22 protein-coding genes are annotated in these 26035 nt (G+C 72.5%); 14 read left to right on the top strand and 8 right to left on the bottom strand.

Features of this window, described 5'->3' with window-relative positions; all coding sequences use genetic code 11:
* The first annotated feature begins 244 nt into the window (after nucleotides 1–244).
* Nucleotides 245–5518 (top strand): acyltransferase domain-containing protein, encoded by a 5274-nt coding sequence (locus ABZ342_RS26875; RefSeq protein WP_360478341.1) that lies wholly within the window; start codon nucleotides 245–247, stop codon nucleotides 5516–5518.
* Between the two features lie 33 nt (nucleotides 5519–5551).
* On the opposite strand, the gene ABZ342_RS26870 is transcribed toward ABZ342_RS26875, so the two are convergent.
* The 4 genes from ABZ342_RS26870 to ABZ342_RS26855 form a co-directional block, all read right to left on the bottom strand.
* Nucleotides 5552–6751, bottom strand: coding sequence for a helix-turn-helix domain-containing protein (locus ABZ342_RS26870; protein ID WP_360478338.1), 1200 nt, complete (start codon nucleotides 6749–6751; stop codon nucleotides 5552–5554).
* Nucleotides 6752–6780: 29 nt separating this feature from the next.
* Nucleotides 6781–8136: a helix-turn-helix domain-containing protein gene (locus ABZ342_RS26865; protein WP_155541440.1), complete on the bottom strand. Its 1356-nt coding sequence runs from the start codon at nucleotides 8134–8136 to the stop codon at nucleotides 6781–6783.
* A gap of 216 nt (nucleotides 8137–8352) precedes the next feature.
* Nucleotides 8353–9285 carry an alpha/beta hydrolase gene (locus ABZ342_RS26860; protein WP_360478335.1) on the bottom strand — a complete coding sequence of 311 codons (933 nt, stop codon included), beginning with the start codon at nucleotides 9283–9285 and terminating at the stop codon, nucleotides 8353–8355.
* A 337-nt stretch (nucleotides 9286–9622) separates the two neighbouring features.
* A complete protein-coding gene (locus ABZ342_RS26855) occupies nucleotides 9623–10831 on the bottom strand; it encodes a helix-turn-helix domain-containing protein (protein WP_360478332.1) in 1209 nt (402 codons plus the stop codon).
* A gap of 196 nt (nucleotides 10832–11027) precedes the next feature.
* Here ABZ342_RS26855 and ABZ342_RS26850 point away from each other — a divergent pair, with 196 nt between their 5' ends.
* Together ABZ342_RS26850 and ABZ342_RS26845 are read left to right on the top strand one after the other, a co-directional pair.
* Complete coding sequence (locus tag ABZ342_RS26850; RefSeq protein ID WP_360478329.1) at nucleotides 11028–12224, top strand: helix-turn-helix domain-containing protein; 1197 nt, start codon at nucleotides 11028–11030, stop codon at nucleotides 12222–12224.
* A gap of 120 nt (nucleotides 12225–12344) precedes the next feature.
* Nucleotides 12345–13040: a GNAT family N-acetyltransferase gene (locus ABZ342_RS26845; RefSeq protein ID WP_360478326.1), complete on the top strand. Its 696-nt coding sequence runs from the start codon at nucleotides 12345–12347 to the stop codon at nucleotides 13038–13040.
* On the opposite strand, the gene ABZ342_RS26840 is transcribed toward ABZ342_RS26845, so the two are convergent.
* Nucleotides 12930–13463, bottom strand: coding sequence for a GtrA family protein (locus ABZ342_RS26840; protein WP_360478323.1), 534 nt, complete (start codon nucleotides 13461–13463; stop codon nucleotides 12930–12932). The genes ABZ342_RS26845 and ABZ342_RS26840 overlap by 111 nt on opposite strands.
* Before the next feature lie 39 nt (nucleotides 13464–13502).
* On the opposite strand from ABZ342_RS26840, the gene ABZ342_RS26835 reads away from it, so the two are divergent.
* The gene (locus ABZ342_RS26835; protein WP_360478320.1) at nucleotides 13503–14102 is read left to right on the top strand and encodes a hypothetical protein; all 600 of its coding nucleotides are present in this window, start codon (nucleotides 13503–13505) and stop codon (nucleotides 14100–14102) included.
* Here ABZ342_RS26835 and ABZ342_RS26830 read toward each other — a convergent pair whose 3' ends face one another.
* Nucleotides 14103–15290: a lipase family protein gene (locus ABZ342_RS26830; protein WP_360478317.1), complete on the bottom strand. Its 1188-nt coding sequence runs from the start codon at nucleotides 15288–15290 to the stop codon at nucleotides 14103–14105. It abuts the gene before it with no gap.
* Nucleotides 15287–15850 carry a hypothetical protein gene (locus ABZ342_RS26825; protein WP_230862347.1) on the bottom strand — a complete coding sequence of 188 codons (564 nt, stop codon included), beginning with the start codon at nucleotides 15848–15850 and terminating at the stop codon, nucleotides 15287–15289. Before ABZ342_RS26825 ends, ABZ342_RS26830 begins: the two co-directional genes overlap by 4 nt.
* 318 nt (nucleotides 15851–16168) lie before the next feature.
* On the opposite strand from ABZ342_RS26825, the gene ABZ342_RS26820 reads away from it, so the two are divergent.
* From ABZ342_RS26820 to ABZ342_RS26800, 5 genes are all read left to right on the top strand, one after another.
* Nucleotides 16169–17395 carry a DUF6801 domain-containing protein gene (locus tag ABZ342_RS26820; protein WP_155541447.1) on the top strand — a complete coding sequence of 409 codons (1227 nt, stop codon included), beginning with the start codon at nucleotides 16169–16171 and terminating at the stop codon, nucleotides 17393–17395.
* 66 nt (nucleotides 17396–17461) lie between these two features.
* Nucleotides 17462–18517 (top strand): DUF6801 domain-containing protein, encoded by a 1056-nt coding sequence (locus ABZ342_RS26815; protein ID WP_360478313.1) that lies wholly within the window; start codon nucleotides 17462–17464, stop codon nucleotides 18515–18517.
* Nucleotides 18518–18551: 34 nt separating this feature from the next.
* Nucleotides 18552–19889 carry a DUF2252 family protein gene (locus tag ABZ342_RS26810; RefSeq protein WP_360478310.1) on the top strand — a complete coding sequence of 446 codons (1338 nt, stop codon included), beginning with the start codon at nucleotides 18552–18554 and terminating at the stop codon, nucleotides 19887–19889.
* A 66-nt stretch (nucleotides 19890–19955) separates the two neighbouring features.
* Nucleotides 19956–20294 (top strand): YciI family protein, encoded by a 339-nt coding sequence (locus ABZ342_RS26805; RefSeq protein ID WP_360478307.1) that lies wholly within the window; start codon nucleotides 19956–19958, stop codon nucleotides 20292–20294.
* Nucleotides 20295–20344: 50 nt separating this feature from the next.
* Complete coding sequence (locus tag ABZ342_RS26800) at nucleotides 20345–21514, top strand: DUF6596 domain-containing protein (protein ID WP_360478304.1); 1170 nt, start codon at nucleotides 20345–20347, stop codon at nucleotides 21512–21514.
* Here the strand turns inward: ABZ342_RS26800 and ABZ342_RS26795 are convergent.
* Complete coding sequence (locus tag ABZ342_RS26795; RefSeq protein ID WP_360478301.1) at nucleotides 21501–21860, bottom strand: hypothetical protein; 360 nt, start codon at nucleotides 21858–21860, stop codon at nucleotides 21501–21503. The genes ABZ342_RS26800 and ABZ342_RS26795 overlap by 14 nt on opposite strands.
* 196 nt (nucleotides 21861–22056) lie before the next feature.
* Here ABZ342_RS26795 and ABZ342_RS26790 point away from each other — a divergent pair, with 196 nt between their 5' ends.
* The 5 genes from ABZ342_RS26790 to ABZ342_RS26770 form a co-directional block, all read left to right on the top strand.
* On the top strand, nucleotides 22057–23259 hold the full coding sequence (locus ABZ342_RS26790) for a SpoIIE family protein phosphatase (protein WP_360478298.1): 1203 nt from the start codon (nucleotides 22057–22059) through the stop codon (nucleotides 23257–23259).
* Nucleotides 23249–24781 carry an ATP-binding protein gene (locus ABZ342_RS26785; RefSeq protein WP_360478295.1) on the top strand — a complete coding sequence of 511 codons (1533 nt, stop codon included), beginning with the start codon at nucleotides 23249–23251 and terminating at the stop codon, nucleotides 24779–24781. Before ABZ342_RS26790 ends, ABZ342_RS26785 begins: the two co-directional genes overlap by 11 nt.
* Complete coding sequence (locus ABZ342_RS26780; RefSeq protein ID WP_155541454.1) at nucleotides 24765–25205, top strand: response regulator; 441 nt, start codon at nucleotides 24765–24767, stop codon at nucleotides 25203–25205. Before ABZ342_RS26785 ends, ABZ342_RS26780 begins: the two co-directional genes overlap by 17 nt.
* Before the next feature lie 46 nt (nucleotides 25206–25251).
* Nucleotides 25252–25611: an STAS domain-containing protein gene (locus ABZ342_RS26775; RefSeq protein WP_155541455.1), complete on the top strand. Its 360-nt coding sequence runs from the start codon at nucleotides 25252–25254 to the stop codon at nucleotides 25609–25611.
* Nucleotides 25612–25631: 20 nt separating this feature from the next.
* The coding region (locus tag ABZ342_RS26770) for an ATP-binding protein (protein WP_360478290.1) at nucleotides 25632–26035 on the top strand (404 nt) is incomplete at its 3' end.

Here is a 26035-nt window from a genome sequence, read left to right as displayed (position 1 = left end):
GAGCGAAATGACAAAGTATTTCCGCGCATTCCCGGGTCGTTGACAGGGATTCAACGGGGGAAATACGGTGAATCACCGGCCCGCCGCGAGAAATGCGCGAGGAATCCATGCTCACGAGTTCTGAACGGGTCTTCGGCGAAGCCGCCGCGCTTTCCCTCCGGGACACCGGCGGGCATGGGGTGGTCGATATCGTCGAAGAACCCGCCCGGTGCCCCGGCGTCCGGCTCACCCCGGACGGCCGGCGATGACCGGCCCCGGTGAGCTGCGCCGGTGGCTCACCGAGCGGATCGCCGGGCTCACCGGTGTCGCACCGGAACACCTCGACGCACGCGTCCCGCTGGCCGAGCTGGGCTTGTCGTCGCGGGACGCGGTGACCGTCGCGGCCGAACTCGGTGAGCGGCTCGGCCGCGAACCCGATCTCGGCCTGCTCGGACGGCACCCGTCGATCGCCGCGCTGGTCACGGCGCTGGCCGGACCGGATACCCGGCCGCGGACCGCGGAGCCCGTGGCGGTGCTCGGCATCGGCTGCCGGCTGCCGGGCGGCATCGAGTCGGCGGACCAGCTGTGGCACGCGTTGCTGACCAGCACCGACGTCACCGGGCCGCCGCCCGACCCCCGTCCGGGCGACTTCCTCTCCGACGTCAACGGGTTCGACGCGGCGTTCTTCGGGTTCGACGCGGCCGAGGCAGCGGCGATGGACCCGCGCCGGCGGATCCTCCTGGAGACAACGTGGGCTGCACTGGAGCACGCCGGTATCGCGCCCGGCACCCTGCGCGGCAGCCGGACGGGCGTGTTCGTCGGAGCTTCGGCCGCGGACCACGCGCTGTTCGCGGCGTCGATGATCGCGAACGGGGTGTCGGAGCGGTTCGACCTGCGCGGGCCCAGCGTGGTGGTGGATACGGCAGGGTCGTCGGCGCTGGTGGCCGTCCACCAGGCGGTTCGAGCGTTGGCCGCGGGCGAGGCGGACCTGACGCTGGCTGCCGGGGTCCAGGTGCTGTCCCCACCACCGCGCGACGGCACGGTGTACGGCGAGGGGTGCGGGGTGGTGGTGCTGAAGAGGCTCACCGACGCCCGCAGGGACGCGGACCGGGTACTGGCGGTGATCCGCGGCAGTGCGACGGGCTGGGCCGCCCAGGATCAGATCTTGGCCGATGCTCATGCTGTCGCCGGGTCGAGCTTGTCTACTGTGGACTATGTCGAGACGCAGGGAGGCTCGGCCGAGGCGCAGGCCCTCGCCCGAAACCGCTCTCTGCAGCGGCCCATGCTGGTCGGTTCGATGTCGGGCAGCTTCGGTGATCTCGGCGCGGCATCGGGGATCGTCGGGTTGATCAAGGTGGTGCTGGCCCTGTGGCACGACCGGCTCCCGCCATCACGGGGTCGGTTGCCGAGTGGGAACGAGCCCGCGACGGGGCACGATCGGTTCGCGCCGTCGCCGGGTCCGCTAGCCGACGCGGCTGAACTCGCGACTGGGCGCGCTCGGCTCGGGTCCGCACCTGGTCGTGACCGCCACCCGAGGGCCTCGCCCGGCGACTCGCCTCGGCTGTCCCCTGTGGACAAATCCACCGGCTGGCCCCGATACGCCGGAACCGCGCGCGCCGGTGTTTCGGCTTCCGGGGCCGGTGGCAGCGGAGCACACGTCGTCGTCGAGGAATGGCCGAAACCGCTGGAACCCGCCACTCCGGGCTCGCGGTGGAACGGCCGGCCGCAGGTCTTCACCGTCTCGGCCCGGTCGGAATCCGCCCTGCGGCGGCGGGCCGGCGACCTGGCGGACTGGCTCGCCGGGCCCGGCCGTGTCACCGCCCCGGGTGACCTCGCCGCCGCGCTCGCCCGGCGGCGGGAACACCTGCCTCTGCGGGCCGCTGTTGTCACGTCGTCGCGGGCCGCGCTGGTGGCGGGCCTGCGCGCCCTCGCCGACGGTGGGACCACGAAGGACGTCGTGCGGGGCACGGCCGGTCAGGTGCCGCCGCGCCCGGTCTTCGTGTTCTCGGGCGCCGGGGCGCAGTGGCCCGCCATGGGACGGCGGATGCTGGGCGCCGAGCCCGAATTCCGGGCCGCGGTGGGCGCGCTCGAACCGTTGTTCCTGGCCAAAGCCGGTTTCTCGCTGCGGGGCGCGTTGCGCCGGCCGTTCGGTGATCCCGCCGTGGTGCCGCCGCTCGTGTTCGGCCTGCAGGTCGCCCTGGCCGGGTGGTGGCGAGCGCACGGCGTCGAGCCCGCTGCCGTTCTCGGGCATTCGGCCGGTGAGATAGCGGCGGCCGTCGTGGCCGGCGCGCTCGACGCCGGCGCCGGGCTCGACATCGTCGTCAGCCGGGCGAACCTGCTCTCGCAGCTGCCCGCCGGGACGATGGCCGTCGTCGAGCTGTCCGCCGCCGAGGTGCGCGCGCTGGACTTTCCGGGCATCACTGTCGTCGAGCACGCGTCGCCGGCGCAATGCACGGTCGCCGGCACCGCCGAGGACCTCGCCGTGCTCGTATCCCATGTGGACGGACTCGGCCGATGGGCTCGCCGGCTGGCCGGAACCGCGAACTCCGCCGCCGTCGAAACGATTCTGGACCGGTTCCGGGCCGGGCTCGGCGACCTGCGGCCACGACCACCCGAGACGGCCTACTACACGAGCGTGCTCGACGACCCGCGTGCGACACCCGCGTTCGACGCCGGTTACTGGATGGCCAACCTGCGGCGTCCGGTCCGGTTCACCCAAGCCGTCGCCGCCGCCGTCGCCGACGGGCACCGGTGGTTCGTCGAGGTCTCGCCGCACCCGATCGCGCTGCCCGCCGTCGAGCAGACGGCCGGGAGCGTCCGGACGCTGCCCACCCTGAGCCGGCGCGACGGCGAAGAAAACGCTTTCGCACGTTCCCTGGCCGAACTGCACACCGCCGGGCACCCGGCGGTGCTCGATCGGCGGTACCCGGAGGCGCCGGTGCTCGACCTGCCCCCACCCCCTTGGGAGCGCCGGACGTTCCGGCCACGGCCGGCCGGCCATCCGCTGCCCGGCGCCCGCGTCGAGGTGCCCGACGAGGGGCGCCACCTGTGGCAGACGACGATCGCGCCCGAGGAGCTGGACGAGCACCGGGTGCACGACGTCCCGGTCTTCCCGGCGGCCGGGTTCCTGGAGCTGGTCCTGGCCGGCGCCCGGGAGCGGTTCGGCACCGGAAGCGTCCGCGTCGACGGTCTCGAGGTGCACCGGATGCTCGCGGTGACCGGGGAAACGGTGCTCAGCACGGAGATCCGGGACGACGGTGCCGCCGTCGTGCGGGCGAAGGCCGGAGCGAGCTGGGTCCGCCACGCCACGGCGTGGGTCTCGGCCGACACCGAACCCGCACCGGCCATTCTGTCCGAAGTGGACGAACGAACTCGTCCAATCGCACCGAAGTCCAGCCTCGCTGGCACTCTCGCCGCGACCTTGCCCGAAGGCTCGCTGCCTGACGGATTCGGCCGCGTCCGGCTGCTCGGCGACCCGGGCCGGGGCGTGCGGTGCCTGGCCGACGACGCCGGCACCGTGCAGCTCGTCACCCGAGACGGCGAGGTCGTCGCCGACTTCCGCGACATCCGCCTCCAGGCTCCCGGCACCGTCCCGCTCGCCGCCCGCGCGTTCGGGATCACTTGGCCACGAACGCCGTTGCCGCCGGTTCCCTCGGGGAGGCGGAATTCGTGGCTGCTGCTCACCGACGAGCACCCGGCCGCGCTCGGCCGGGCCGTCGCGCTCGCGTTGGCGCTGGCCGCCGCCGGAGACGAAGCGCTTTCCCTGCCGCAGGACGACCTCGACGAGCTGCCCGCGTTCCTGGCCGAACGGCCGGTGCGCGGCGTCGTCTTCCTCACCGGGGCGCCGCACGCCTACCGTGATCCCGAGGACGCCCAGGACCTGCTGCGCACCGTGCGCTCGGTGCTCGCCCGCCTGGCCTTCGACGTCCGCTTCCACCTGGTCACGCAGTCGAGCGGCGAGCCGGGGCTGGCGTTCCTGCGCGGTCTGGTGCGCGTGCTCGCTTTCGAACGACCGGAACTGCGGGCGACGCTCGTCGACTGCGACGCACGGTCCGAGGTGGACGTTCTCGCGCGCGAACTGCGTTCGGGCGCGCCCGACGACGAGGTGCGCTGGCGCCGCGACGTCCGGTACGCGGCCCGGTTGACCCGCGTCCCGCTCGTCGACGGCGTGTCGACCGGGCCGGGCGCGTACGTGGTCACCGGCGCGCGGGGATCGGCCACCGCGCGCTGGCTGGCCGGCAACGGTGCGACCCGGATCGTCCTTTGCGGACTGTCCGGTGACGACATCGGACTGTCCGGAGTGGACGTCGTGGTCGTCGCCGGAGACATCGCGGAGCCCGGCGTCGCGGAACAGCTCGTCGCCGCCGCCACCGCGGACGGCCTGCCGCTGCGGGGAATCGTGCACGCGGCAGGCGATGACGTCGCGTCGCTCTGGCGGTCCAAAGTGCTCGGTGCGCGACGGCTCCACGACGCGACCGCCGACGCGCCCCCGGACTGGTGGCTGCTGTATTCGTCGTCGGCGTCGTTGATCGGTGCGCCCGGCCGGACGGCCCTCGCGACCGCGGACGCGTGGCTGGACGCGTTCGCCACCTGGCGGCGGACGCGCGGGCTGCCCGCGACGACGGTGAACTGGGGCGCGGATCCCGTGCTGGACCCGATGCCGGTGGCCGAGGCCCTCGAAGCCCTGCCCGCGGTGCTCGCCGCGGACCGGTCGTCGGTCGGGATCGCGCGGCTCGACGCGGGCCGCGTCGCCGGGCGGTTCCCGGAGCTCGGCCGGCGGCCGTTCTTCTCGGCCGTGCTGCCGGCCGTTCCCGTGCCGGAGACCGCACACGAGCGGCTCACGACGATCGTCGCCAGGCTGCTCGGCGACGCGGTACCCCGGGACGTTCCGCTGGTCGAGCTGGGCCTGGACTCCCTGACGGCGATGCGGGCGCGGGCGGCGGCCGAGCGCGAATTCGGCGTGACCCTGCCGGTGCCGCTGCTGCTGGGCGGCGCGAACCTGAACGACCTCGCCGAGTACGTGACGGGCACCCGGGCGCCCGTCGCCACCCCCGACCGGCGGCCGGGGATTCCGCCGCTGGTCCTGTTCGGTGAGTCCATGGTGTACCGGCCGCTCCTGGACCGGCTCGAGGGCGTTCCGTGCCGCGGCGTCGAAGCGTCCGATGTGGAGGGTTGCGTCGCGTCGCTGCGGGAGGTGCAGCCGTCCGGGCCGTACCGGCTGGGTGGCTGGGCGGCCGGCGGGGTGCTGGCCTTCGAGACCGCGCGACGGCTGGCCGCATCGGGCGAACGAGTCGACGTCGTGGTGCTCTTCGACTCCGAAGCGCCGCTCGGAGCGGAGCCGTACGCGGGCCGCGTCGTGCTGTACCAGGCGGGGGACGCGGCCGTAGCGGGCTGGGCCGCGTGCTGCGCCGACCTGCACGTCGAGACCGTGCCGGGGGATCACCGGACGATGCTCGACCCGCCGCACGTGGCGGTGCCGGCTCGACTCCTCACCGCCGAGCTGGCCGGCCGCACGAGCCCCGGCATCACCCCGGTCTGAGAGGTCGGCCCGCGTATCCGGAGGGTCGGACGGCTAGGTCGTCAAGGTGGCGCGGAGGGCGAGGATCATTTCGAAGCGGTCGTCCGGGTCGCGCAGGTGATCCGCGAACAACGTCTCCAGCTCCTGGGCCCGCGCGCGGACCGTCTGCGGGTGGATCGCCAGGCGGTCCGCCACCTCGCGGACGTTGCCGCACGTTTCCAGCCACGCCAGCAGCGTCCCCGCCAGCCGGTTGTACTGCTTCGGGTTCAACGCCGTCAGCGGGGCCAGCCGGCGGCGGGACACCTCCGTCGCGAGGAACGGCTCCTTGCGCAACCACAACGTCGCCAGGTGATCGTCGCACCAGGTCAGCGGCTCGTCCGGGAGGACTTCGGCCGCCGCCAGCCGCAACGCTTCCTGAGCCGTCGCCAGTGACCGCGCGGCCTGGCGAGGGGGCACCGGCGGGCCGACCGCGGCCCGGTGGCCGGCCAGCGCCGCCGTCAGCTCCGCACGGTCCGGCGGTGCCGGCAGCAGCAGCCGCGGCATCCCGTCTTCGAAGTCCTCCAGCACGTCCGGCCCGGCGATGTCCACCGGCCCGTCCAGCGCCACGGCGACCAGCCGGTGCGGCAACGGCCAGTCTGCCGCCGTCGCGGCTTCCTGGACCGTCCGCGACGGTGCCGGCGGGTCCGCCAGCAGCAGGTCCAGCAGCCGGCGGCGACGCCGTTCGAGCGCGCCCGCCGCCCGGGCCTGCGCCGCCGCGTGCCCTTCGATCGACAACGCCGACAGCTCGTCGATGTAGGCGAAGATCGCCTCGGCCAGCAGGCACAGCGTCGGCGACGGCACGCCCGCCCGCGTCCCCACCTCGGCCATCCGCCGCCAGGTGACGCGCGCGCCGACGCGGTAGGCGGCTTGCAGGACGTCGAGGTTGCGGCCCTGCGCCAGCTCGTGCACGCCGAGCCCGACGAACAGCTTCCGGCGCGAGTCCGGCAGCGGTCCGGACGCGGCGATCCGGTCGATGAACTGCAGGATCGCCCCCTGCACGCCCGCCCGCAGCGCCTTGCCGAAGGCGCCGTCGAGCGGCCGCGCGTAGTCCGGGATGGTCCGCTGGATCTCGCGCAGCACCTCGTCGGCGACGTCGAGCATCCGCGGTCGGAACACCGCGGCCAGCTCCCGGGGGAGCAGGGCCCACAGCTGTCCCGGCCGGCCGTCGCCGCCCAGCATCGGCCCGAAGGTCGTTTCGCCCGACGGTCCCGTCACACGCCACACCACCTCGTCGCCTGAGGGAGCTAGGAATCGAGCAGGGCCTCCGCCCGCAGCGCGATCTCCATGTCGAGCCGGTCGTCGGCGTTGTTGAGCCGGTCGCCGAACAGGTCGATGAGCTGGTGCATGCGGTACCGCACGGTCTGCGGGTGCACCTTGAGCTTCTTGGCGATCTCGGGCGCGCTGCCGCGGGACTGCAGCCAGATCAGCAGCGTCTCGCCGAGGCGCGCCCGCTGCTTCGGGGTGAGGTCCCGGAACGGCTCCAGGCTGCGGGTGCACAGCTCGCGGACCAGGAACTCGTCGGCGAGCAGCCACAGCGTGGACAGGTGGTCGGTGCAGCGCGTGACCGGCGCGTCCGGCAGCACGCCGCGCTGGACGAGCTTCAACGTCCGGCGCGCCCACAACAGTGACCTCGGTGCGTCGGTGAGCCGCACGGTCGGGCCGATCACCGCGCGCCAGCCGCCCAGCCGCTCGGCGAGGTTCTTCAGGTGCTTCTCCGGGTCGCCGGTGACCAGGCACGGCTCGCTGCCCTCGAGGTCGACGAGGACGTCGGAGTGCAGGTCCGGCGCGGCGAGGCTGTGCTGGTCGGCACGCGGTTCGAGGGCGACGACCGTGACCTCGGCCGGCGGCGCCCACTGGGCGGTCGCGGCCTGCGCGCTGATCGTCTGCGGGGCCGACGGCGGGTCGGCGAGCAGCAGTTCGAGCAGCCGTCTCCGGCGGCGCGCGCGGGTGCCGGCGGCCCGGGTCTGCGCCGCCGTGTAGCCCTCGATCGAGAGCGCGGAAATCTCGTCGACGTAGGCGAAGATGGCCTCGGCGCTGGTGCACAGCGTGTCCGCGGCGACGCCGCTGGCCTGCCCGAACTCCGAGATGTGCCGCCACGCGACGCGCCCGCCGACGCGGTAGGCCGTCTGCAGGCAGTCGAGGCTGCGGCCCTCGTTGAACTCGATCTTGCCCAGGTTGCGGAACACGGTCGTCCACGTCTCGAGCGCCACGGCACCGGGGGTGCCGACACTGTCGAGGCACTGGATGATCGCCTGCCGGACACCCTGCGTGATGATGTGCCCGAACGCGCCTTCGAGGGGCTGGCGGTACTCGGGCACCGCCCGCTGGACCTCCTGCAGGATGGCGCGGGCCAGCGGGTCGACCCGCGGCTTGAAGCGGATCGCCAGCTCGCGGGGCAGCGACGCCCAGAGGCCGATGGCGCCGGAAGCGCGCCCGGGCCGGGGTTCCCCCGAGGTCCGCTGGGTCGGTGGGTAGGTGGTCCTGGGCCGGTCGGCCGACACGGACTGCTGCCGGTACGCCGGTCCGGAAGAGCGTTCGCCAGGGTGAGGCCGGCCCGCCCGCAGTGCGGCGGTGGCAAACCCGGTGTCCACGTCGGTCATGTGTTTTATCCTTGCTGGCAACAAAACTGGCCTCTTCGTCGTCGAAGCCGGTCCGGATTTTGTGGCTCAGGCAACATAATTTCGCACGAACGGCACTGTCAACGGGTTCTCCGCTGACTTTGCGGTAACCCGTCCGGACTACACCCGAACGGGTGGAACGGCGCGGTGAGAGGTGACACTTCCGCTTCGGGCGGATGGTGCGCGAGTGACAACTTTTCAGCGGGGCTCGCGCGCCGGATTCCGGGCGATCAGGCGCTCGACGACGTCGTCCAGGGCCAGCCGTGCGGGTTCGGTCCCTCGGACGAACTCGTTCAGCAGCAGGCAGAACCCGTCCGGATCGGACACATGTGGAAAGTGTTTCGCGTTTTCCCGCACGGTCAATCGGCCGTTCGGCAGCACCTCGGCGGTCCGGCGGCCGTGGCTCAGCGGGATGAGCGGGTCCCGCGCACCCCAGACCAGCAGCGTCGGCACGGCTTCGGCCAGGTAGAGCTTCTCGACGGCGCTCGCGCGCTGCCCGCGCAGGTCGATGAGGCTGCGGGCGATGAAGAGGAACGCGCGCCGCCGCGCCGGGTCGGCCAGTGAGCCGAAATGCCTGGCCAGCTCCCGTGTTTCAGTTTTCAACGACCCGCCGAGCCGGCGTCCCAGGCGGGCCGACGCCCGCGCGATCGCGAGCGTCACGCGGTTCACCGTCAGTGCCAGCACGGCGGGTGCGCCCGGCAGCGCCGTGGCCCGCAGCACCGGGCTGACCTCCGGGCCCAGCCCGGCGCTGCCGACCAGCACCAGCCGGTCGCACATTTCCGGGAACTGGTAGGCGAACTGCATCGCGACGCCACCACCGAGCGAGTGGCCGACGACGGTCGCGTGCCGCACGCCCGAAACCGCCAGCACGTCCCGCACGGTGCTCGCCATCGCGCCGAGGCCGTAGTCCGCGCGCGGCGCCTCCGATTCGCCGTGGCCGGGCAGATCGGGCGCCAGCACGCGGCGGCCCAGCGCGGCGCACCGCGCCAACACCGGCGCCCAGGTTTCGGCGCTGCCCGCGATCCCGTGCAGCAGCACGATCGCTTCGTCGCCCGCACCCGGCGGCGGCAAGTGCTCGTGCAGCCGGATCCGGCGGCCGTGGAGGGTGAGCGTGTACGTCTCGAGGGTCATCGGCGGCCTTTCTCGCGAACCCGAAAATAGGGCATCCGACTACTCGCACGCGGTGTGGTGAACACCACTGCGCCCGAATGCGGGTGCGCGTGACAAGAACGGCGCCGGAAAGGCGATCGAGGGTGCGCGTTCTCGCGGTTTCACCGGTAATGCGGATCGACATTCCGCCGGTATCCGCGTATTCCTCGAAGGCATGGTCGCAATGACGCACCGGATGCGCTGATGTCCTGCCGCGCGAGTTTTCCGTCCCCCGGTCAGCGGCTCCGGCCGCCGCGGCCGGGGCGCCGTCCGTGGCGGCGCGTGCTGCCGATGCCCGTGCACGCGCTCGACCGCGCCCTCAGCGCTCCCGCTCACCGTCCGGCCGGTGCGCGCGCATGAGCCGCTGAGCACGCAGGGCGAGCTGCATGCCGAGGCGGTCGTCGGCGTCCTTGAGCCGGTCGCCGAACAGCTCCTCCAGCTGCCGCAGCCGGTTGCGCACGGTCTGTGGGTGCACGCCGAGGCGCTGCGCGATCTCCGGTGCCCCGCCGCGCGTCTCCAGCCAGGCCAGCAGCGTCTCGCTGAGCCGGTCGCGCTGCTTTTCGCTGAGGGAGGCGAACGGGTCGAGGCTCTGGCGGGCCAGCTCGGCGGCCAGGAAGTCCTCCGCGAGCAGCCAGAGCGTGGCGAGGTGGTCGCGGCACCAGATGATCGGGCCGGGGATGTCCGGGCCGGACAGCAGCAGCGCGCGGCGGGCGGTGCGCAGCGCGGCCGGGGCGTCGGCCAGCGGCACGGTCGGGGACACCGCGGCCCGCCAGCCGTCGAGCTTGGCCTCCAGGGGCGCGAGGTCGGCGTCGGGATCGCGGGTGAGCAGGTGCGGCTCGGGGCTCTCGAGGTCGGCCAGGACGCCGTCGCCGAGCAGGTCGGCCGGGAAGTCGGCGGCGTCGGGGCCGCGTTCGAGAGCGACCATCGCGGCGGTCTCCGGCAGCGGCCAGCCCGCCCCGCCGGCGAGCCCGGCGATGCTGGTCGCCGCGCCTTCGGGGCCTTGGACGATCAGCTCCAGGAGCCGTCGCCGCCGGACCGGGACGGCGCCCTCGGCCTCGGCCTGCGCCTGCTGGTAGCCCTCGATCGCGGTGGCGCACAGCTCGTCGACGTAGGCGAAGATGGCCTCGGCGGCGACCGAGATGACGGCCGGGTCGACCCCCGCGGCGACGACGCCGGGGTGCATCGCCCGCCACGCCACCCGGGCCCCGATGGTGGCGCTGTCCTGCAACGCGTCGAGGTTGCGGCCCTCGGTGAACTCGATGCGGCCGCGCCCGCGGTAGAAGTCGACCCAGTGCTCATGGGACAGGCCCGGCTCGCCCATCGAGTCGATGCAGTGCCGCACGGCGTACTCGACGCTCTTGACCAGGACTTTTCCGAACACGCCCTTGAGTGGCAGGCCGTAGGCGGGGACCGTGCGCTGGACCTCCTGGATCATCGAGGCCGCGGCGTGCCCGACGTGCGGGCGCAGGCCCGCGCCCAGCGCGCGCGGCAGCGAGGCCAGCAGGCGGAAGCTGCGGTACTCGACCACGAATCCCCCTTCGAGTTCGTCCGGGCGGAGCAGAGCGTATCCGACCGTTGTGTCACTGAAAAATCAACGAGATGATCCCGGAAAGGGTGACGCGGTGACGTCCTTTTGACACGGACGGGTGGGCGGATCTACGCTCCGTGTCAGATGGTGGGGGCTATTTCTGCGGTGTCAATTTCCGGTGGAGGACCGAATTCCCATGCGCGGTTCCTCTGCCTCGGACGGCTCCGTGTGGGCCAGGCTGCCCCACGAGCTCGGCGACGCGGTGCGCCCGCGGATCCCGGAGATCGCGCGGGCCTGCGTCGACGGCATCGCCGCCGAGATTCCGGAATATTCCGCTGCTTTCGGCCGCGGTCCCACCCGGACGGCGGCGATCGAGCAGGCGCGGCGCGGGATCGAGCGGGACATCGACCGCGTCGGCACGCCCGCGATGTACCAGGCCGACCGGCTGGCCGAGTTCCGCGGGCACGGGCGTGAAGCGTTCCACAGTGGTCTGAGCCGCGAGGCGGTGCAGGCGGCGGTGCGCGTGTCGAGCCGGGTGACGTGGCGGTGGATCGCCGACGTCGCCCGGGATGCCGGCCTGTCCGGCGATGTCCTGTACGGCGCGGCCGAGGGGATGTTCGCCGACGTCGAGACGTCGATGGCGGCGGTCGCCGAGGGATACAGCGCGGCGGAGGCGGCGATGTCCGGCACCGGCGAAAGGCACCGCCGGCTGCTGCGCGCGCTGATCGGCGGCCGCACACCGGCCGAAGTGGACGGTCTGGTCGCGGCGTCCGGGCTGCCGGCGCCTTCGCACGTGGCGGCGGTGGCGTTCCGGGCATTGCCGGGAGCACCGGAGTTCCCGCCGGGCCTGCTGCCCGAGCACGTCCCGGCCGACCCGTCGGGCAACCCACCGGCGGCGCTGACGCCGGCCCCGGACACGGACCTGGCGGGCCTAGCGTCGCTACCGGCCGGCTGGATGGCGGCGGTCGGCCCCCTGGTGAACCCGGCAGCGGCCCCGGAGTCGTTCAGAGTCGCCCGGCGCGCGCTCGACCTGGCGTCGCGCGGACTGCTGGACGCGCCGGGCCCGGTGGTGTGGTGCCGCGACCACCTGACGACGTTGTTGCTGCTGGCGGACGAGTTCCTGGTGGCCCAGCTGGCATCGACGACACTGGAGCCGCTGTCGGAGCTGTCCGGGCGGCGGCGGGAGCAGCTGGCGGAGACGTTGCTGGCGCTGGTCCAGACCCGAGGGAGCGCTCCCGAGCTGGGGCGGCTGCTGGAGTTGCACCCGCAGACGATCCGGGCCCGGTTGAAGAAGCTTGGTGAGTTGTTCGGGGCGCGGTTGGAGGACCCGGGCGAGCGGCTGCGGCTGGAGTTGGCGCTGCTGGCGGAACGGGCGCTGCCGGGGGAGGAGTGAGCGGTCTGGGCGGGCGATGAACTGTGTGGGGCTGGCTCTGCCCTTCGCGGTAGGGCCGGCGATGAACGCCATGTCGGGCGCGTGGGACCGGCAGGCCACTGCCGTTCTAAGCTGCTCCGCATGACCGGATTGCTCGACCAGCGGCTGAGTCAGGCCTCCGGCAACGCCGTCGCCATGTGGAGCGCCCTGGCCCGGGCTCGGGGTGATCGTGTCAGCGAACGCCCCACCTTCACCGCCGTCGACGGCCGGCGGTTCCGGATCATGGTCAGGACCGCCGACCCGGACCGGGCCGAGCTGGCCGCGCTTGCCCGGCGGCAGCGGGAAAACGGCCGGACCGTCGTGGTGGAAGACCCGTTCCGGGTGCTCGATCTGCGCGGGATCGGGATGGCCGCGCGGCAGCTGCCCGTCATGGTCCGCGAACCCGCGCCCGTCCCCGAAGAACCCACCGTCACCCGCGTGAAAACTCGCGCCGAGCTTCGGAAAGCCGAAGACATCGTCGTCCACGGCTTCCCGCTGGAGGAGTACCAGCCCCTCGAACCCGGGAAAGTCTTCCCGGCCGGCACCCCGGGCCAGGCCTTCTTCCTCAAGGACGGCGAAGGCGCCTGCCTCGCCATGGCCGACGACCAGGTCGGCGGCGTCTACTGGGTCACCACGATGCCCGAGCACCGGTCGAAAGGCGTCGGGCGCGCCCTCATGCACGCCGTGCTACGGCACTTCGAGGACCGCCCCGTCACGCTGACCGCCTCGCGGTCCGGCGCGCCGCTCTACGACAAGCTCGGCTTCACCACTCTGGGCGTCGCCGATTGGTGGCGCTGACCTCGGGAAAACCCACCGCCGGTAGCCGTACCAGCGGAACGTCGTCCCGGCCAGCGTGCCGAGGACCATCCCCGCCACGAAGTCCGCGACCTCCTGCGCCAGGTAGCTCACGTGCGGCACCGCCAGCCCCAGCGCGTAGCGCGACACCAGCGGCGGTACCAGGTTCACGGCCACCGCACCCGCGTTGACCACGAAGAACAACACCGCCTCCCGGGCCCGCCGGTGGCCGCCGCGGCCCGCGAACGACCAGCGGCGGGACAGCAGGTACGCGAACGCCGTCGAGGCCACCGTCGCGAAGAAAAGCGCCGTTACCGGTTTCTCACGGAACACGGTGAGCTTCAGGCTGTAGTCGCCCAGTAGGGTGACCCCGTACGCGGCCAGGCCGACGACGGCGAAGCGGAGCAGCTCTCGCGGCTCGGGCATGGTTCCTCCAGGTGATGCCGACAGGGTGGAGGTCTTTCGATGGCACGCACGGGCGGTGAGGGTGAGCTCCCCTCGGTCGCCGAGCTGGTGAACCTCTCGCAGACGAAACCGCTGATGATCCGCGGTGACCTCGACGCGATGCTCGCCAGGGAAGCCGGGATCGAGACCGAGCCCGACCCCAAGCCCGACCCGCTGGCCATCCTCGACGCCGAGCTGGCGGCCCCTGAGCCCGAGGACGAACGTCCCCGGGAAGCGCCGCCCGCCGAGTCCCGCCGGACCAAGCCGTACGTCCTCGCCGCCGGCGCGGCCGTCGCGCTGGGGCTCGCCGCCGTCGTGCTCCTCCAGCCGCAGCAGGTCGGCGGGACGGCGACGCCGCCGCCCGGCGCCACCGCTCCGGCCGCGCCGCCGGCTTCGAGCGACGCCGTGGAAACGATGAGCGCCTCGGCGGAGCCGCCGCCGCTCACCGCGAAGGTGCGCGACTCGCCCGTCCGGACGACGAACCCGCCGGCCGCCGCGGGGCGCAAGCCCGCGCCCCCCACGACGTCGGCGCCGCCGGCCGAGGACCAGTGGCAGCAGTACGTGAGCTCGGTGGTCAGCTCGTGGCAGCAGCAGCACCCGCACGGCAGGCCGAACCGCTGATCAGCAGTTCGACGTCGCCGGCTTCCCGGCGATCCGGTCCTTGACGAACGCCAGCACGTCGGCGTTGCCGGTGTAGACCAGCGTGATGTGGTCGGTGTCGTAGGTCTTCCACGTCTCCGCCACCCCGGCCGCGCAGTACGCCTTGTGCAGCGCGTCGGCCTGCGCGAACTGCACCAGCTGGTCGCCGGTCCCGTGGTACTGGAACACCGGAACCCGAGGCGGGCTGCCGCCGAGCTTGTTCTCGGTCAGCCGCGCCACCCACGCGGGCTTGATGTAGCCCGGGCCGGTCGTGTAGTCCGCGATCTTCTGGTTCGCGTACGTCGTGAGCAGCTCGAACGTGCACGCGCTCTGCTTCATTTCGGCCAGCCTCGCGCGGCCGTTGTCGCTGAGGAACGAGTCCAGCCGCAGCTCCGGGTACGCCTGGTCGAGGCCGAGCAGGGCGTAGGCGAACACGCCGAAGCCGAACTTGCCGTCGAGCTGCAGCGTCACCTGGACGAGGTCGGCGGGCACCCCGCCGGCCGCGATGCCCACCAGGTTCAGCTCCGGCGCGTACGCCGGCTGCAGCTCCCCGGCCCACGCCGCGGCGCCGCCCCCTTGGGAGTACCCGCGGAAGACGACCTTCGACGTCGTGGACAGCCCGGCCGCGGGGAGCCGCTGGGCCGCGCGGACCCCGTCGATCACCGCCGGGCCTTCGGACTTCCCCACGACGTACGTCGTCTTCGGCGCGCTCTGGTAGCCCTCGTAGTCGGGGACGGCGACGGCGTACCCCGCGTCGAGCAGGTCGTCGAGGCCGGGCTGCTCGTAGAACGCGCCGATGTCGATCATCTTCGACGGCGCGCACTCGAAGGCCGGGCCGTGCGTACCGGGGTCGAACGACACGATCGGCGCGGTCGCGCGGTCGGCGTTCTTCGGCACCAGCACGGTCCCGGTGACGGCGTCGGGCTGTCCGAGTGCGTTGGTGGACAGGTACATGACCTGCCACGCGTCGACGGATGCCTTGCGCGGCCCGGCGTTCGACGTCCGCCAGCGGATGACGTCGCCCGGCTTGCCCGCCGGGAGCGGCGAAGGCGGAGTGTAGAAGGAGTCGTCGAACGGGCCGGTGCCCACCGGCGCCGCCGAAGCCGCCGGCGCGACCGCCGCGACGAGCACCAGCGCCACCAGGGCGGCGAGCGCGCGGCGGGCCGTCACGAGCCCGTCCCGTAAACGCGCTTGCAGGTCGCGGACTCGCTGAAGGCCAGGTTCAGCTCGGGGTTCGCCTTGAGGTCCTTGATCGGGCCCTCCGGATCGGCGAGCTGACCCATCGTCGAGTCGGCCTCCGAGATGACCCGGCGCAGGCTCGGCTGGTCGGTCACCTTCGCCTGCTCCATCTTGGACTTCGTCTCGGCCAGCTTCGTCTGGGTCTGGGTGAGGTTGCCGGTCGCCTTGTCCACTGCGGACTGTCCATCCGGGACGGGCGGGACGCCGGCGGTGCGCAGGCCGCCCGCCATGTCGTCGAGGGCCGAGCCCAGGCGGCCCAGGAAGTCGACCATCGCGTCCCGGGTCTTCACCGGGTCGGCCTCGTCGACCGCCGGCGGCTGCGCCAGCTTCGCCGAGCCCGTCGCCACCCCCGTGCAGACCTTGTCGACCCAGGCCAGCGCCGCGGGGTCGGCGTGCCGGCCGGGGTCGGCCGGAGCGTCCGACCCGCAGGCGGCGCACGACAGAAGTGCGGCCGCCGCCATTGCGAGCACCGCGCTGTGCATTCTTTTCATGGGTTTCGAAGCTACGCGGCGCGGTTGTGCGTGAGCAAGGAGAGAATAGCCGGTTGGCATCCGGGTCAACGTTTCACGGTGAGGAATTGTCACGTGCGTCAGCGGTTCGACAGCCACCCTGTGCTGGGGAAACCTTTCCGCGCCTGCTAGGAACCGGGCCCGGCCGACGTGCCGGTGTGACAATTTGCGGTGGCCGTGTGACCTTTTTACCGAAAGCTCTTGAACGGCGCCAGCGGCGCTCGTTAACTTACGTTCCGGTCGCGATTTCCAGGGAACGCGCGCCGTTTCGTATCACTGTTGATACACGGAAGGACCATTGTGAGTCACCCAAGAGGCAAGAAGAAGACGGTCGCGGCCGCCGCGGCCACGGCGGCGGTGGGGCTGGTCGCCACCGCACTGGTGCTCGGGGCGCAGACCAGTGCCGCCGACCCGATCTCGCTGACGCTGAACTACCACTGCACGCTGCCGCTGGTGGGTTCGCAGTCGCTGAAGGTGGTGATCAACACCGACCTGCCGACCACGGTGAACACCGGCCAGCCGACCGGCGCGTTCGACATCAAGGCCGTGTCCACCATCAACGCGGACACCGTCGCCGGGCTCAGCCTGATCGGCGCCACGACGATCGAGGGCACCGCGACGGCGGCCGCGACCGTCGCCGCGCCGAGCCTCAACCTGCCGGTCAACGTCCCGATCACGCTGGACAAGACGAACATCCCGGCCTCGGGTGAGCTGAACATCAACGCGGCGGGCAAGACGCCGTCGCTGACGTTCACCCAGCCCGGCCAGGCGAAGATCACCGTCGGAGACCTGAACCTCAAGGTCACCCCGCGCAAGGCCGACGGCTCGGTCACCGGCATCACGCCGGACGGCACGATCGACGCGCCCTGCACGCAGGACGCCGGCCAGAACAACACCCTGGCCACGATCACCATCGCCGGCGGGGGCGGGACGACCCCGCCGACCACCACCCCGCCGACGACGACACCCCCGACCACCACGCCGCCGACGACCACCCCGCCCACCACGACCCCGCCGGGCGGGGGCATCAAGTACTCCTTCGGCATCACCGGGTCGACTTCGCTGAAGTCGCTCGGCAGCACCGCGCCGATCACCGGCTCGTTCGACGCCGACGTCAACCTGTCGGCCAAGACGTTCACCGGCGACCTGAAGCTGAACCCGACGCACACCGACTTCAAGCTGTTCGGGTTCATCCAGGGCAGCTCGGACGTCAAGGTCGTGCAGAACGGCCCGCAGACCGGTGAGCTGGTCGGCACCGGCTTCAAGGCGCACATCAAGTTCGACACGTTCCTCACCACGGTCAACCTGTTCGGCATCCCGATCAGCACGGACCCGAAGTGCGGCACGACCACGTCGTCGACCAGCGAGATGACCACCGGCGCCGACTTCGACCTGCTCAAGGGCGGGAAGCTGTCGGGCACCTATTCGCTGTCCGCGCTGCAGAACTGCGGCTCGTTCAACGACATCATCAGCGCGTTCGCCAAGAGCGACGGCAACAAGCTGGACCTCGTGCTCGCCAAGAAGTGACCCGAACTGCCGGCCCCCGCCGCGCCGCGGCGGGGGCCGGTGCCATGCCCGGAGAAAGGAGAGCCCGTGCGGAAAGCGCGGTCGTTGCTCGCGGCGGGCCTCGCCTGCCTGGTGCTGCCGTTCGCCGCCCCGGCCGCGGACGCGTCGACGCCGGTCACCAAGAAGCTCGGCTACACCTGCCCGTTCCCGTTGATCGGCCTGCAGAAGCTGGACGTGGAGATCAAAGCGTCGTTCGAGGTGCCTTCGGCGCCCGGCGGCACGTTCACGACGTCCGACCTCGCGGTCACGGTGACCGTGCCGGACAAGTCCACCCGCGGACTGGCCCTGGTCGGCGCGGCGAGCATCGAAGGGACGGCGTCCGCAGGGGTGACGCTGGCCAACGGTGCGCTGACGCTGCCGCTCGCCCTGCCGCTGACCGTGGCGAAGACGGCGGTCCCGTCCTCGGGGGCGTTCACCACGCGGGCGACCGGCTCGGTTCCGCCGGTGCGGTTGCCGAACGCCGGGAAGACGACGCTGACCATCGGGGACTTCAGCACCCGGTTGACGCCGAAGAAGGCGGACGGCTCGTTCACCGGGCTCGGCTCGTTCACCTCGGACTGCACGCTCGACGCCGGTCAGGATCCGGTGCTGCTGAGCTTCGACCTCGGTGGCACGCAGCAGTACAGCTACGGCGTCACCGGTTCGACGACGCTGAGGGCACTCGGGGCGACCGCGCCGGTCACCGGGTCGTTCACCGGGTTCAGCCCGGCGTTCGACCGGACGCGGGCGGAGTTCAAGGTCTTCGGGTTCGTGCCCGGGACGGCCGACCTGGTGTTCAGCCCGGACGGCCCGCAGACCGGCGAACTGAGCGGTGACGGCTTCGTCGCGCACGCGAAACTCGCGCTCGCGCTCCCGCAGGTGACGCTCTTCGGGCTGCCGGTCGCCGACGCGGGCTGCCGGGCGAGCGCGCCGATCCCGGTCGACCTGAAGACGGGCAGCGGGTTCGTGCTCGCGTCGGGCGGCCCGGTCAGCGGGGAGTACGCGATCCCGCCGCTGACCGGCTGCGGCGCGTTCACGGCGTACCTGAGTTCACTCTTCCAAAGTGACAGCAACACGTTCGCCGTCACGTTGACCGCGCGCTGACCGGGGTTCACGTCGGTCCGGTAGCTGTGAGCGAATGCGCCGAACCACTGTGGGGATCCTCGTCGTCGTCACGCTGCTCGCCACCGCCGCGCCCGGGGAGACCGCCGGCCTCACCCGGGACCCGGTGGCGGTGGTGTACGACCGCGACCACGCCCTCCACGTCCTGAACGCCGGCGCGACCGACGACGAGCTGACGCTGCGGACGCAGACGCTCGCGTCGAGCGCGTGGGCGTTCTTCCGCGGCACGTCGCCGCTCTATTACCGCGACCTCGGCGAACTCCCGGAGTCCGCGTACGCCACCGCGGCCGGCGACGTCTGGCTGACCGGCGACGCCCACCTGGAGAACACCGGCGCCGACCGCGGGGCCGACAACGAAGAGCAGTTCGCGATCAACGACACCGACGACGCCTGGCGCGGCTCGTGGACGTGGGAGCTGCGCCGCGAAGCCGTCTCGATCGTGCTGGCGGGCCGCGCGGACGGGCGCGGCGCGAGCCAGATCGCCACCGACGTCGACACGTTCGTCGCCGAATACGCCCAGTGGATCGCCAAGTTCCACGGGACCGGCGACGAGGCGAGCTGGCGCTTGACTTCGAGCACCACCTCCGACCTCGTCGGCGACCTGATCGACCGGTCGGCCGGGGACAAGCGCGCCGACCTCGTCGCGAAGTGGACCACCGGCGGCCACTTCAAGGCCGACCCCGAGCTGCAGACCGTGTCCTCGGCGACGCGCACCCAGCTCGTCGACGCCGTCGCGGCCTACCGGACGACCGCGGGCCGGCCGCTGAAGACGTCGGAAGCGGTCGTGAAGGACGTGCGGCGGCGGACCGGCGCGGGCACCGGCAGCCTCGGCCGGTTCCGCTGGTACGTCCTCGTCGAGGGCGACACGACGTCGTCGTCCGACGACCGGATCCTTGAACTCAAGCAGGAGGTCGACCCGGCGCCGAAGCAGCTCGCGCCGAACGCCACGACGCTCACCGGCGGCCAGCGGCCGGCGCTGGCCCTGCGGTGGCTCGCGAACCAGTCCGACCCGCTGGCCGGCTGGGCGAGCGTCGGGAGCACCCCGGTGCTGGTCAAGGAGAAGTCGCCGTTCGCCGAGGACCTGGAGATCGGCGACCTGACGTCGTCGGCGATCTGGGACGACACCGTCCGCGACGTCGGCCGCCTGCTCGCGGCTGCGCACTCCCGCGCCGACCAGGACATCCCCGGGACCGGGCTCGCGTACTCGGCGGACGCGGCGATCGACGGCGCCATCACGTCCGTCTCCGGGCTGCAGAGCGAGACCCGCGCGTTCGCGACGAGCTACGCCGACCAGGTCACCGCCGACTGGCACGCTTACGTCGCCGCGAAAAATTCCGGACGCCCGTTGTTCTGAGCTGTCGAATTGGTCCCCTCCCGCGTGACGGAGTAGGAAAGGAACCGACGACCAGGAGGAACGGCCATGGCGCAGTACGCGGTGCTGATCTACGAGCGAGTGCCCCCGGAGGACCTGCCGAAGGAGATCATGGACGGGCACATGGGGCTGCCGGACCGGATCGCGGCGCTGGGCGGGAAGGTGACCGCCGGCCTGGCCCTGCAGCCCAACGAGACGGCGACCGCGATCCGCGGCGACCTGGTGACCGACGGCTTGTTCGTGGAGACCAAGGAGGTGCTGGCCGGGGTGTACGTCCTCGAGGCCCGCGACCTCGACCACGCGCTGGCGTGCGCGAAGCTGACGCCGGTCGTCGAGGGCGGCGTCGAGGTCCGGCCGCTCGTCGACTTCCAGGTGGTGCCGGACTGAGCTCCGTCCCGGACGCCGTCGCCGAGGCGCACCGTCGCGAGTGGGCCTACGTGCTCGCCGCGACGGTGCGGGTCACCCGCGACCTCGACGAGGCCGAAGAGGCCGTCCAGGACGCCTACCTCCAGGCCTTGAAGCGCTGGGCGGACGACGGCGTCCCGGACCGGCCCGGCGCGTGGCTGACCACGGTCGCGCGCCGGACCGCGCTCAACGGCGTCCGCCACCGGGAAGTGCTGCGGCGCAAGCTGCCGCTGCTGGTCGAGCCGGACACCGCCGAGCCGCCGGAGCCCGCCGGGCCGATCCCGGACGACCGGCTCCGGCTGGTCTTCACCTGCTGCCACCCGGCGCTGGCGCAGGAGGCCCAGATCGCCCTGACGCTGCGGCTCGTGTGCGGCGTCGCGACGGCCGACATCGCGCACGCCTTCCTGGTGCCCGAGCCCACGATGGCGGCCCGGATCACCCGCGCCAAGAAGAAGATCGCCGCCGCGCGGATCCCGTACGCGGTGCCGGCGGCCGAGGACCTGCCGGAACGCGTGTCCGTCGTGCTGACCGTGCTGCACCTGCTCTACGCGGCCGGGCACACCGCGCCGTCGGGTGACGACCTCGTGCGCGACGAGCTGACCGGGCGCGCGCTGGACCTGGCGCGGATGCTGCGGGCCCTGCTGCCCGCCGACACCGAGGTCGCCGGGCTGCTCGCGCTCCTGCTGGTCCACCAGGCCCGCCGGGCCACCCGCACCGACGACGCCGGCCGCCTGCTGCGGCTCGAAGACCAGGACCGGTCCCGCTGGGACACCGCGATGGTCGCCGAAGCCGACCGGCTCGTCGTCGAGGCGCTCGAGGGCGGCCCGCCCGGACGGTTCGGCGTGCAGGCCGCGATCGCCGCCCTGCACGCCCAGGCGCCGAGCTACGCCGAAACCGACTGGCCGCAGATCCTGACCCTCTACGACGTGCTGCTGCGCCTGTGGCCCTCGCCCGTGGTGGCGCTCAACCGCGCGGTCGCCGTCGCGATGGTCGACGGCCCGGCGGCGGCGCTGGCCGAGATCGCCCGGCTGGAGGACGACGGACGGCTCGCCGGCTACCGCTACCTGCCCGCCACCAAAGCGGACCTGCTGCACCGCCTCGGCCGCGACGCCGAAGCGGCCGACGCCTACCGCGCCGCGCTGGCGTTGAGCGAAAACGCCGTCGAGCAGGAGTTCCTCGCCGCGCGGCTCAGCGGGGCCTGAGCAGCAGGACGAACCCGGCGGCCGAAAGGAGCAGCGCGGCCAGGAAGAACGCGCCGTGCACGAGGGCGCCCACGGCGATGTCCGCGAACAGTTGCAGCACCAGGTCCGCGACGCCGAGCGCGCCGACGACGGCCAGCGTCACCCGAGTCCCCTTGACGCCGCGGTACACGCCGTAGGTGAGCGACGCCCACAGCCCGGCGCAGACCGCGTAGGCGAGGATCGCCACCGGAAGCGGGACGGCGGCTTCGACGGCCGTCCGGCGCCCGCCGAGCAGCGAGCCGAGGAACCAGCACGCAGTCGCGCCCCACCAGGCGAAAGCGGCGCGCGGCGCCCGCGTCGGGGACATGGCCGCAGCGTAGAACCGGACCGTCCGGTTCCGGCACGGTCACGACCCGAACCGTTACCCGCCCGGTGACACGGCGGGGTGCTATAAAGCGCTACCCCAGTGGGACCGGTTCCACGGCCGTAGGCGGCCGCCGCCGGTGCCGCTAGGGTGATCGTCTGGATGTGCTGGCTCGCGAGCAGCCGAACGGGAGAAGCCGGTGACCGCCGCGCACGACTCATCGTGGGACTCCGGCACCCGCTTGCGCGTGCTGCTGGTGGAGGACGACGACGGCGACGCGTTGCTGGTCGAGGAGATGCTGGCGGACACGTCCGTGCCGTTCTCGCTCGAACGCGTCGAAACGCTGGCCGCCGCGCTGGCCGGTCCGCTCACCGCTGACTGCGTCCTCCTCGACCTGCAGCTGCCCGACGCCATGGGCCTGAGCGGGCTGACGAAGCTCGGCCAGCACGCGCCCGGCGTCGCGATCGTCGTCCTGACCGGCGGGCACGACCAGGCCACGGGAGTCGCCGCGGTCGCCGCGGGCGCGCAGGACTACCTCGTCAAGGACCAGGTCGACGGGCCGTTGCTGGTGAAGGCGCTGCGCTTCGCCCGGGAACGCAAGCGCGCCGAGCAGGTCGAACAGCAGTTCCTGCAGCAGCAGCTGCTCGCCCGCGAGAACGCGCGGCTCGAACGCGGCCTGCTGCCCGTCCCGCTGCTGCGCGACAAGCACCTCGAACTGGCTTCCCGCTACCGCCCGGGCCGCAACGGATCCCTGCTGGGTGGCGATTTCTACGACGCGATCGAGCTCGCCGACGGCACCGTGCAGATGATGATCGGCGACGTCTGCGGCCACGGCCCGGACGAGGCCGCGCTCGGCGTCGCGCTGCGGATCGCGTGGCGCTCGCTGGTGATGGCCGGCCTGCCGATGGCCGACGTGCTGAGCATGGTCGAGCGGGTCCTGGTGCACGAGCGGATCGAGCCGCTGTTCGCCACCGTCTGCATGGTCGTCGTCGCGCCGGACCGGAGGTCCCTGCGCCTGTCGCTGGCCGGGCACCTGCCGCCGCTGCTGCTCACCCCCGCCGACGGGCACCTGCTCTCCGGCGAACGGCTCGGCGTCCCGCTCGGCGTCGTCGAAGGCACGAAGTGGGAGGCCCTCGAGGTGCCGCTGGAACCCGGCTGGTCCTTGCTGCTCTACACCGACGGCGTGTTCGAAGGCCGCGTCGGCGCCGGGTCGGAACGGCTCGGCCACGAGCGGATGGCCGCCATCGTCCTCGACATCCAGCACCAGACCGGGCTGGACGGCACCGACCTGCTCGACGAGCTGATCGCGCGCGCCGAACGGCTCAACTCCGGCCCGCTCGACGACGACGTCGCCCTCGCCCTGCTCAGCCACGACGCGGGGAGCGCGCCCGATGAGCGCTGAGGCACCCGGGTGGACGATCCGCCGCTGGCTGAGCCTGTTCGCCGTCGTCGAAGCCGTCCTGCTGCTCGCCGCGGTGGCCGGCGGGGTGATCGCGCTGAACAACCTCACCGAGGCCCGCACCAGCCTCCTCGACGTCATCGGACCCCAGCGGCTGGCCGCGACGCAGCTGTCGACCGCGCTGCTGAACCAGGAGACCGGCATCCGCGGCTACCAGCTCGGCCGGCAGCCCGACTTCCTCACCCCGTACACCGACGGCCGCCAGGCGGAAGGCGACGCGGTCAGCCAGCTGCGCCAGCTCGGCGCACTCCCCGGCACCCAGGCCGGCGACGACCTGGAAGCCGTCCTGCGCGCGGCGGTGGCCTGGCAGGCCGTGGCCGCCCCCGGCGCCGAACCCGGCGCGAGCCCGCTCACGCAGGCGCAGATCGAGCGCGGCCGGACCCTGTTCAACGCCGTGCGGCAGGCGCTCGGCACGCAGTTCGACCACCTCACCACCGTCCGGGACGCCGGCCGGGCGGACCTCGAGCGCGCGGGGAACTTCCTGACCGCCATGCTCGTCGCCATCGCGGTGCTGGTCGTCCTGCTGTTCGTGGTGCTGTTCCTCGGCCTGCGGCAGGTCATCACCCGGCCGATCCTGCGGCTGGCGGGCGAGGTCCGCCAGGCCGCCGACCAAGACGTCCACCGGCCGGTGAGCGGGAGCGGGCCGCGCGAGATCGCCCAGCTCGGCGCCGACGTCGAGGCCATGCGGCAGCGCATCCTCGACGAGGTCGCCGAGCTCGAGCGGGCGCACGCGATGCTGGACCGCCGGACCCGCGAGCTGGAGCGGTCGAACGCCGACCTGGAGCAGTTCGCCTACGTCGCTTCGCACGACCTGCAGGAGCCGCTGCGGAAGGTGGCGAGCTTCTGCCAGCTGCTGCAGAAGCGCTACCAGGGCCTGCTCGACGAGCGGGGCGAGCAGTACATCGAGTACGCCGTCGACGGCGCGAAACGCATGCAGGTCCTGATCAACGACCTCCTGGCGTTCTCGCGGGTCGGCCGGAACCCGGGCGAGCACGTCGTGGTCGACGCGGGCCGGCTGGTCGACGACGCGCTCGCGAACCTCGAAGTCGCGCTCTCGCTGAGCGCCGGCAAGGTCGACCACGGCGAGCTGCCCGAGGTGCGCGTCGAGCCGGCGCTGATGACGGCGGTGTTCCAGAACCTGATCGGCAACGCACTGAAGTTCAAGGGCGAGACGCCGCCGGAGGTGCGGGTCACCGCCCACCGCGACGGCGACGACTGGGTGTTCTCGGTGGCGGACAACGGGATCGGCATCGACGCGGAGTACGCCGAACGGGTCTTCGCGCTGTTCCAGCGGCTGCACACCCGCACCGCGTACCCGGGCACCGGCATCGGCCTGGCCCTGTGCCGGCGGATCGTCGAGTACCACGGCGGCCGGATCTGGCTCGACACCGAGGCCGAGAGCACCACGTTCCGCTTCACCATCCCGGCGGCCGAGGACAGGGGGACGCATGACGCAGGCGCATGACCCGATCGACATCCTGCTCGTCGAAGACGACCCCGGCGATGTGCTGATGACGCGGGAAGCCTTCGAGTACCACAAGATCCGCAACGCGTTGCACGTCGCGAGCGACGGCGTCGAGGCCCTCGAGTTCCTGAACCGGAAGGGGCGCTTCGGGAAGGCGCCGCGGCCGGGGCTGATCCTGCTCGACCTCAACCTGCCCCGCAAGGACGGCCGGGAGCTGCTCGGCGAGATCAAGCAGGACCCGGACCTGCGCACCATCCCGGTGGTCGTGCTGACGACGTCCGAAGCGGACGAGGACATCGTGCGCAGCTACGACCTGCACGCCAACGCCTACGTCACCAAGCCGGTCGACTTCGAGAAGTTCGTCGAGGTGGTCCGGAAGATCGACGACTTCTGGGTCACGGTGGTCCAGCTGCCGCACCGGTGAGGGCATCGATGGCGTGGCGGCGGAGATTGGGGCACCATAAAGCGCCGTGACCTCTTCATCCCGGGATCTTCCCGCCGTCGAGCTGGCGGTCACGCTCGACTGGCGGGACTCGGCCGCGGTGCTGTCCGTGGCGGGGGAGATCGACCTGGTGAGCGCGCCGGAGTTCGAGGAAGTCGTCGGCGTCGTGCTGGCGGGCGAACCGCGGACGCTGGTGGTCGACCTGCGCGCGGTGACGTTCTTCTGCTCGGCGGGCCTGCAGGTGCTCGCGGCGGCGCACCGCAAGCTGCCCGAGCGCGGGCTGCGGGTGGTGAGCGACTCGCAGGTGACGTCGGGGCCGCTGAAGACCACGGGCCTCGACACGTGGATCGGCATCCACGCGACGGTCGACGAAGCGCTCAGCCAGTGACGGGCCCGGAAAGGCGACCGATGGACGAACCCCCGGGACCGTTCCGCTGCCACGGTGTGCAGGCGGAGCCCCAGGCCCTGCGGCGGCTCCGGCACGATCTGATGGCGTGGGTCCTCTCCGCGGGCGTCGACGAGGGCCGGGCGCAGGACATCGTGCTGGCGAGCTACGAGGCGCTGGCGAACGTCGCCGACCACGCGTACGACGCGACGGGCTCCGGGGTGGTCGACCTCGACGCGGCGGTGTACCCGGACCGGATCGAAGTGGTCATCGGCGACCACGGGCAGTGGCGGACCCCGGTGGTGGACCCACGCCCGGTTTCCGCGCGAGGGCAACATCGTCACCGGCGGCGACGCCGTCGAGCAGCGGCGCTTCGGCGACTGGCACGACCACGACGCCCGGTACGCGCGCACCGACGAGTTCCTCA

This window comes from Amycolatopsis sp. NPDC005961, assembly GCF_040629235.1.
Lineage (GTDB): Bacteria > Actinomycetota > Actinomycetes > Mycobacteriales > Pseudonocardiaceae > Amycolatopsis > Amycolatopsis camponoti.
This window is presented reverse-complemented; position numbering and strand designations above follow the sequence as displayed.

Excerpts from the sequence above, each read along its gene's own strand:
- ABZ342_RS26840 (WP_360478323.1), bottom strand. The coding sequence starts at position 13,463 with ATGCCCGAGCCGCGAGAGCTGCTCCGCTTCGCCGTCGTCGGCCTGGCC.
- ABZ342_RS26860 (WP_360478335.1), bottom strand. The coding sequence starts at position 9,285 with ATGACCCTCGAGACGTACACGCTCACCCTCCACGGCCGCCGGATCCGG.
- ABZ342_RS26875 (WP_360478341.1), top strand. The coding sequence starts at position 245 with ATGACCGGCCCCGGTGAGCTGCGCCGGTGGCTCACCGAGCGGATCGCC.
- ABZ342_RS26845 (WP_360478326.1), top strand. The coding sequence starts at position 12,345 with ATGACCGGATTGCTCGACCAGCGGCTGAGTCAGGCCTCCGGCAACGCC.
- ABZ342_RS26850 (WP_360478329.1), top strand. The coding sequence starts at position 11,028 with ATGCGCGGTTCCTCTGCCTCGGACGGCTCCGTGTGGGCCAGGCTGCCC.
- ABZ342_RS26780 (WP_155541454.1), top strand. The coding sequence starts at position 24,765 with ATGACGCAGGCGCATGACCCGATCGACATCCTGCTCGTCGAAGACGAC.
- ABZ342_RS26865 (WP_155541440.1), bottom strand. The coding sequence starts at position 8,136 with ATGACCGACGTGGACACCGGGTTTGCCACCGCCGCACTGCGGGCGGGC.
- ABZ342_RS26785 (WP_360478295.1), top strand. The coding sequence starts at position 23,249 with ATGAGCGCTGAGGCACCCGGGTGGACGATCCGCCGCTGGCTGAGCCTG.
- ABZ342_RS26825 (WP_230862347.1), bottom strand. The coding sequence starts at position 15,850 with ATGAAAAGAATGCACAGCGCGGTGCTCGCAATGGCGGCGGCCGCACTT.
- ABZ342_RS26805 (WP_360478307.1), top strand. The coding sequence starts at position 19,956 with ATGGCGCAGTACGCGGTGCTGATCTACGAGCGAGTGCCCCCGGAGGAC.
- ABZ342_RS26810 (WP_360478310.1), top strand. The coding sequence starts at position 18,552 with ATGCGCCGAACCACTGTGGGGATCCTCGTCGTCGTCACGCTGCTCGCC.
- ABZ342_RS26835 (WP_360478320.1), top strand. The coding sequence starts at position 13,503 with ATGGCACGCACGGGCGGTGAGGGTGAGCTCCCCTCGGTCGCCGAGCTG.
- ABZ342_RS26795 (WP_360478301.1), bottom strand. The coding sequence starts at position 21,860 with ATGTCCCCGACGCGGGCGCCGCGCGCCGCTTTCGCCTGGTGGGGCGCG.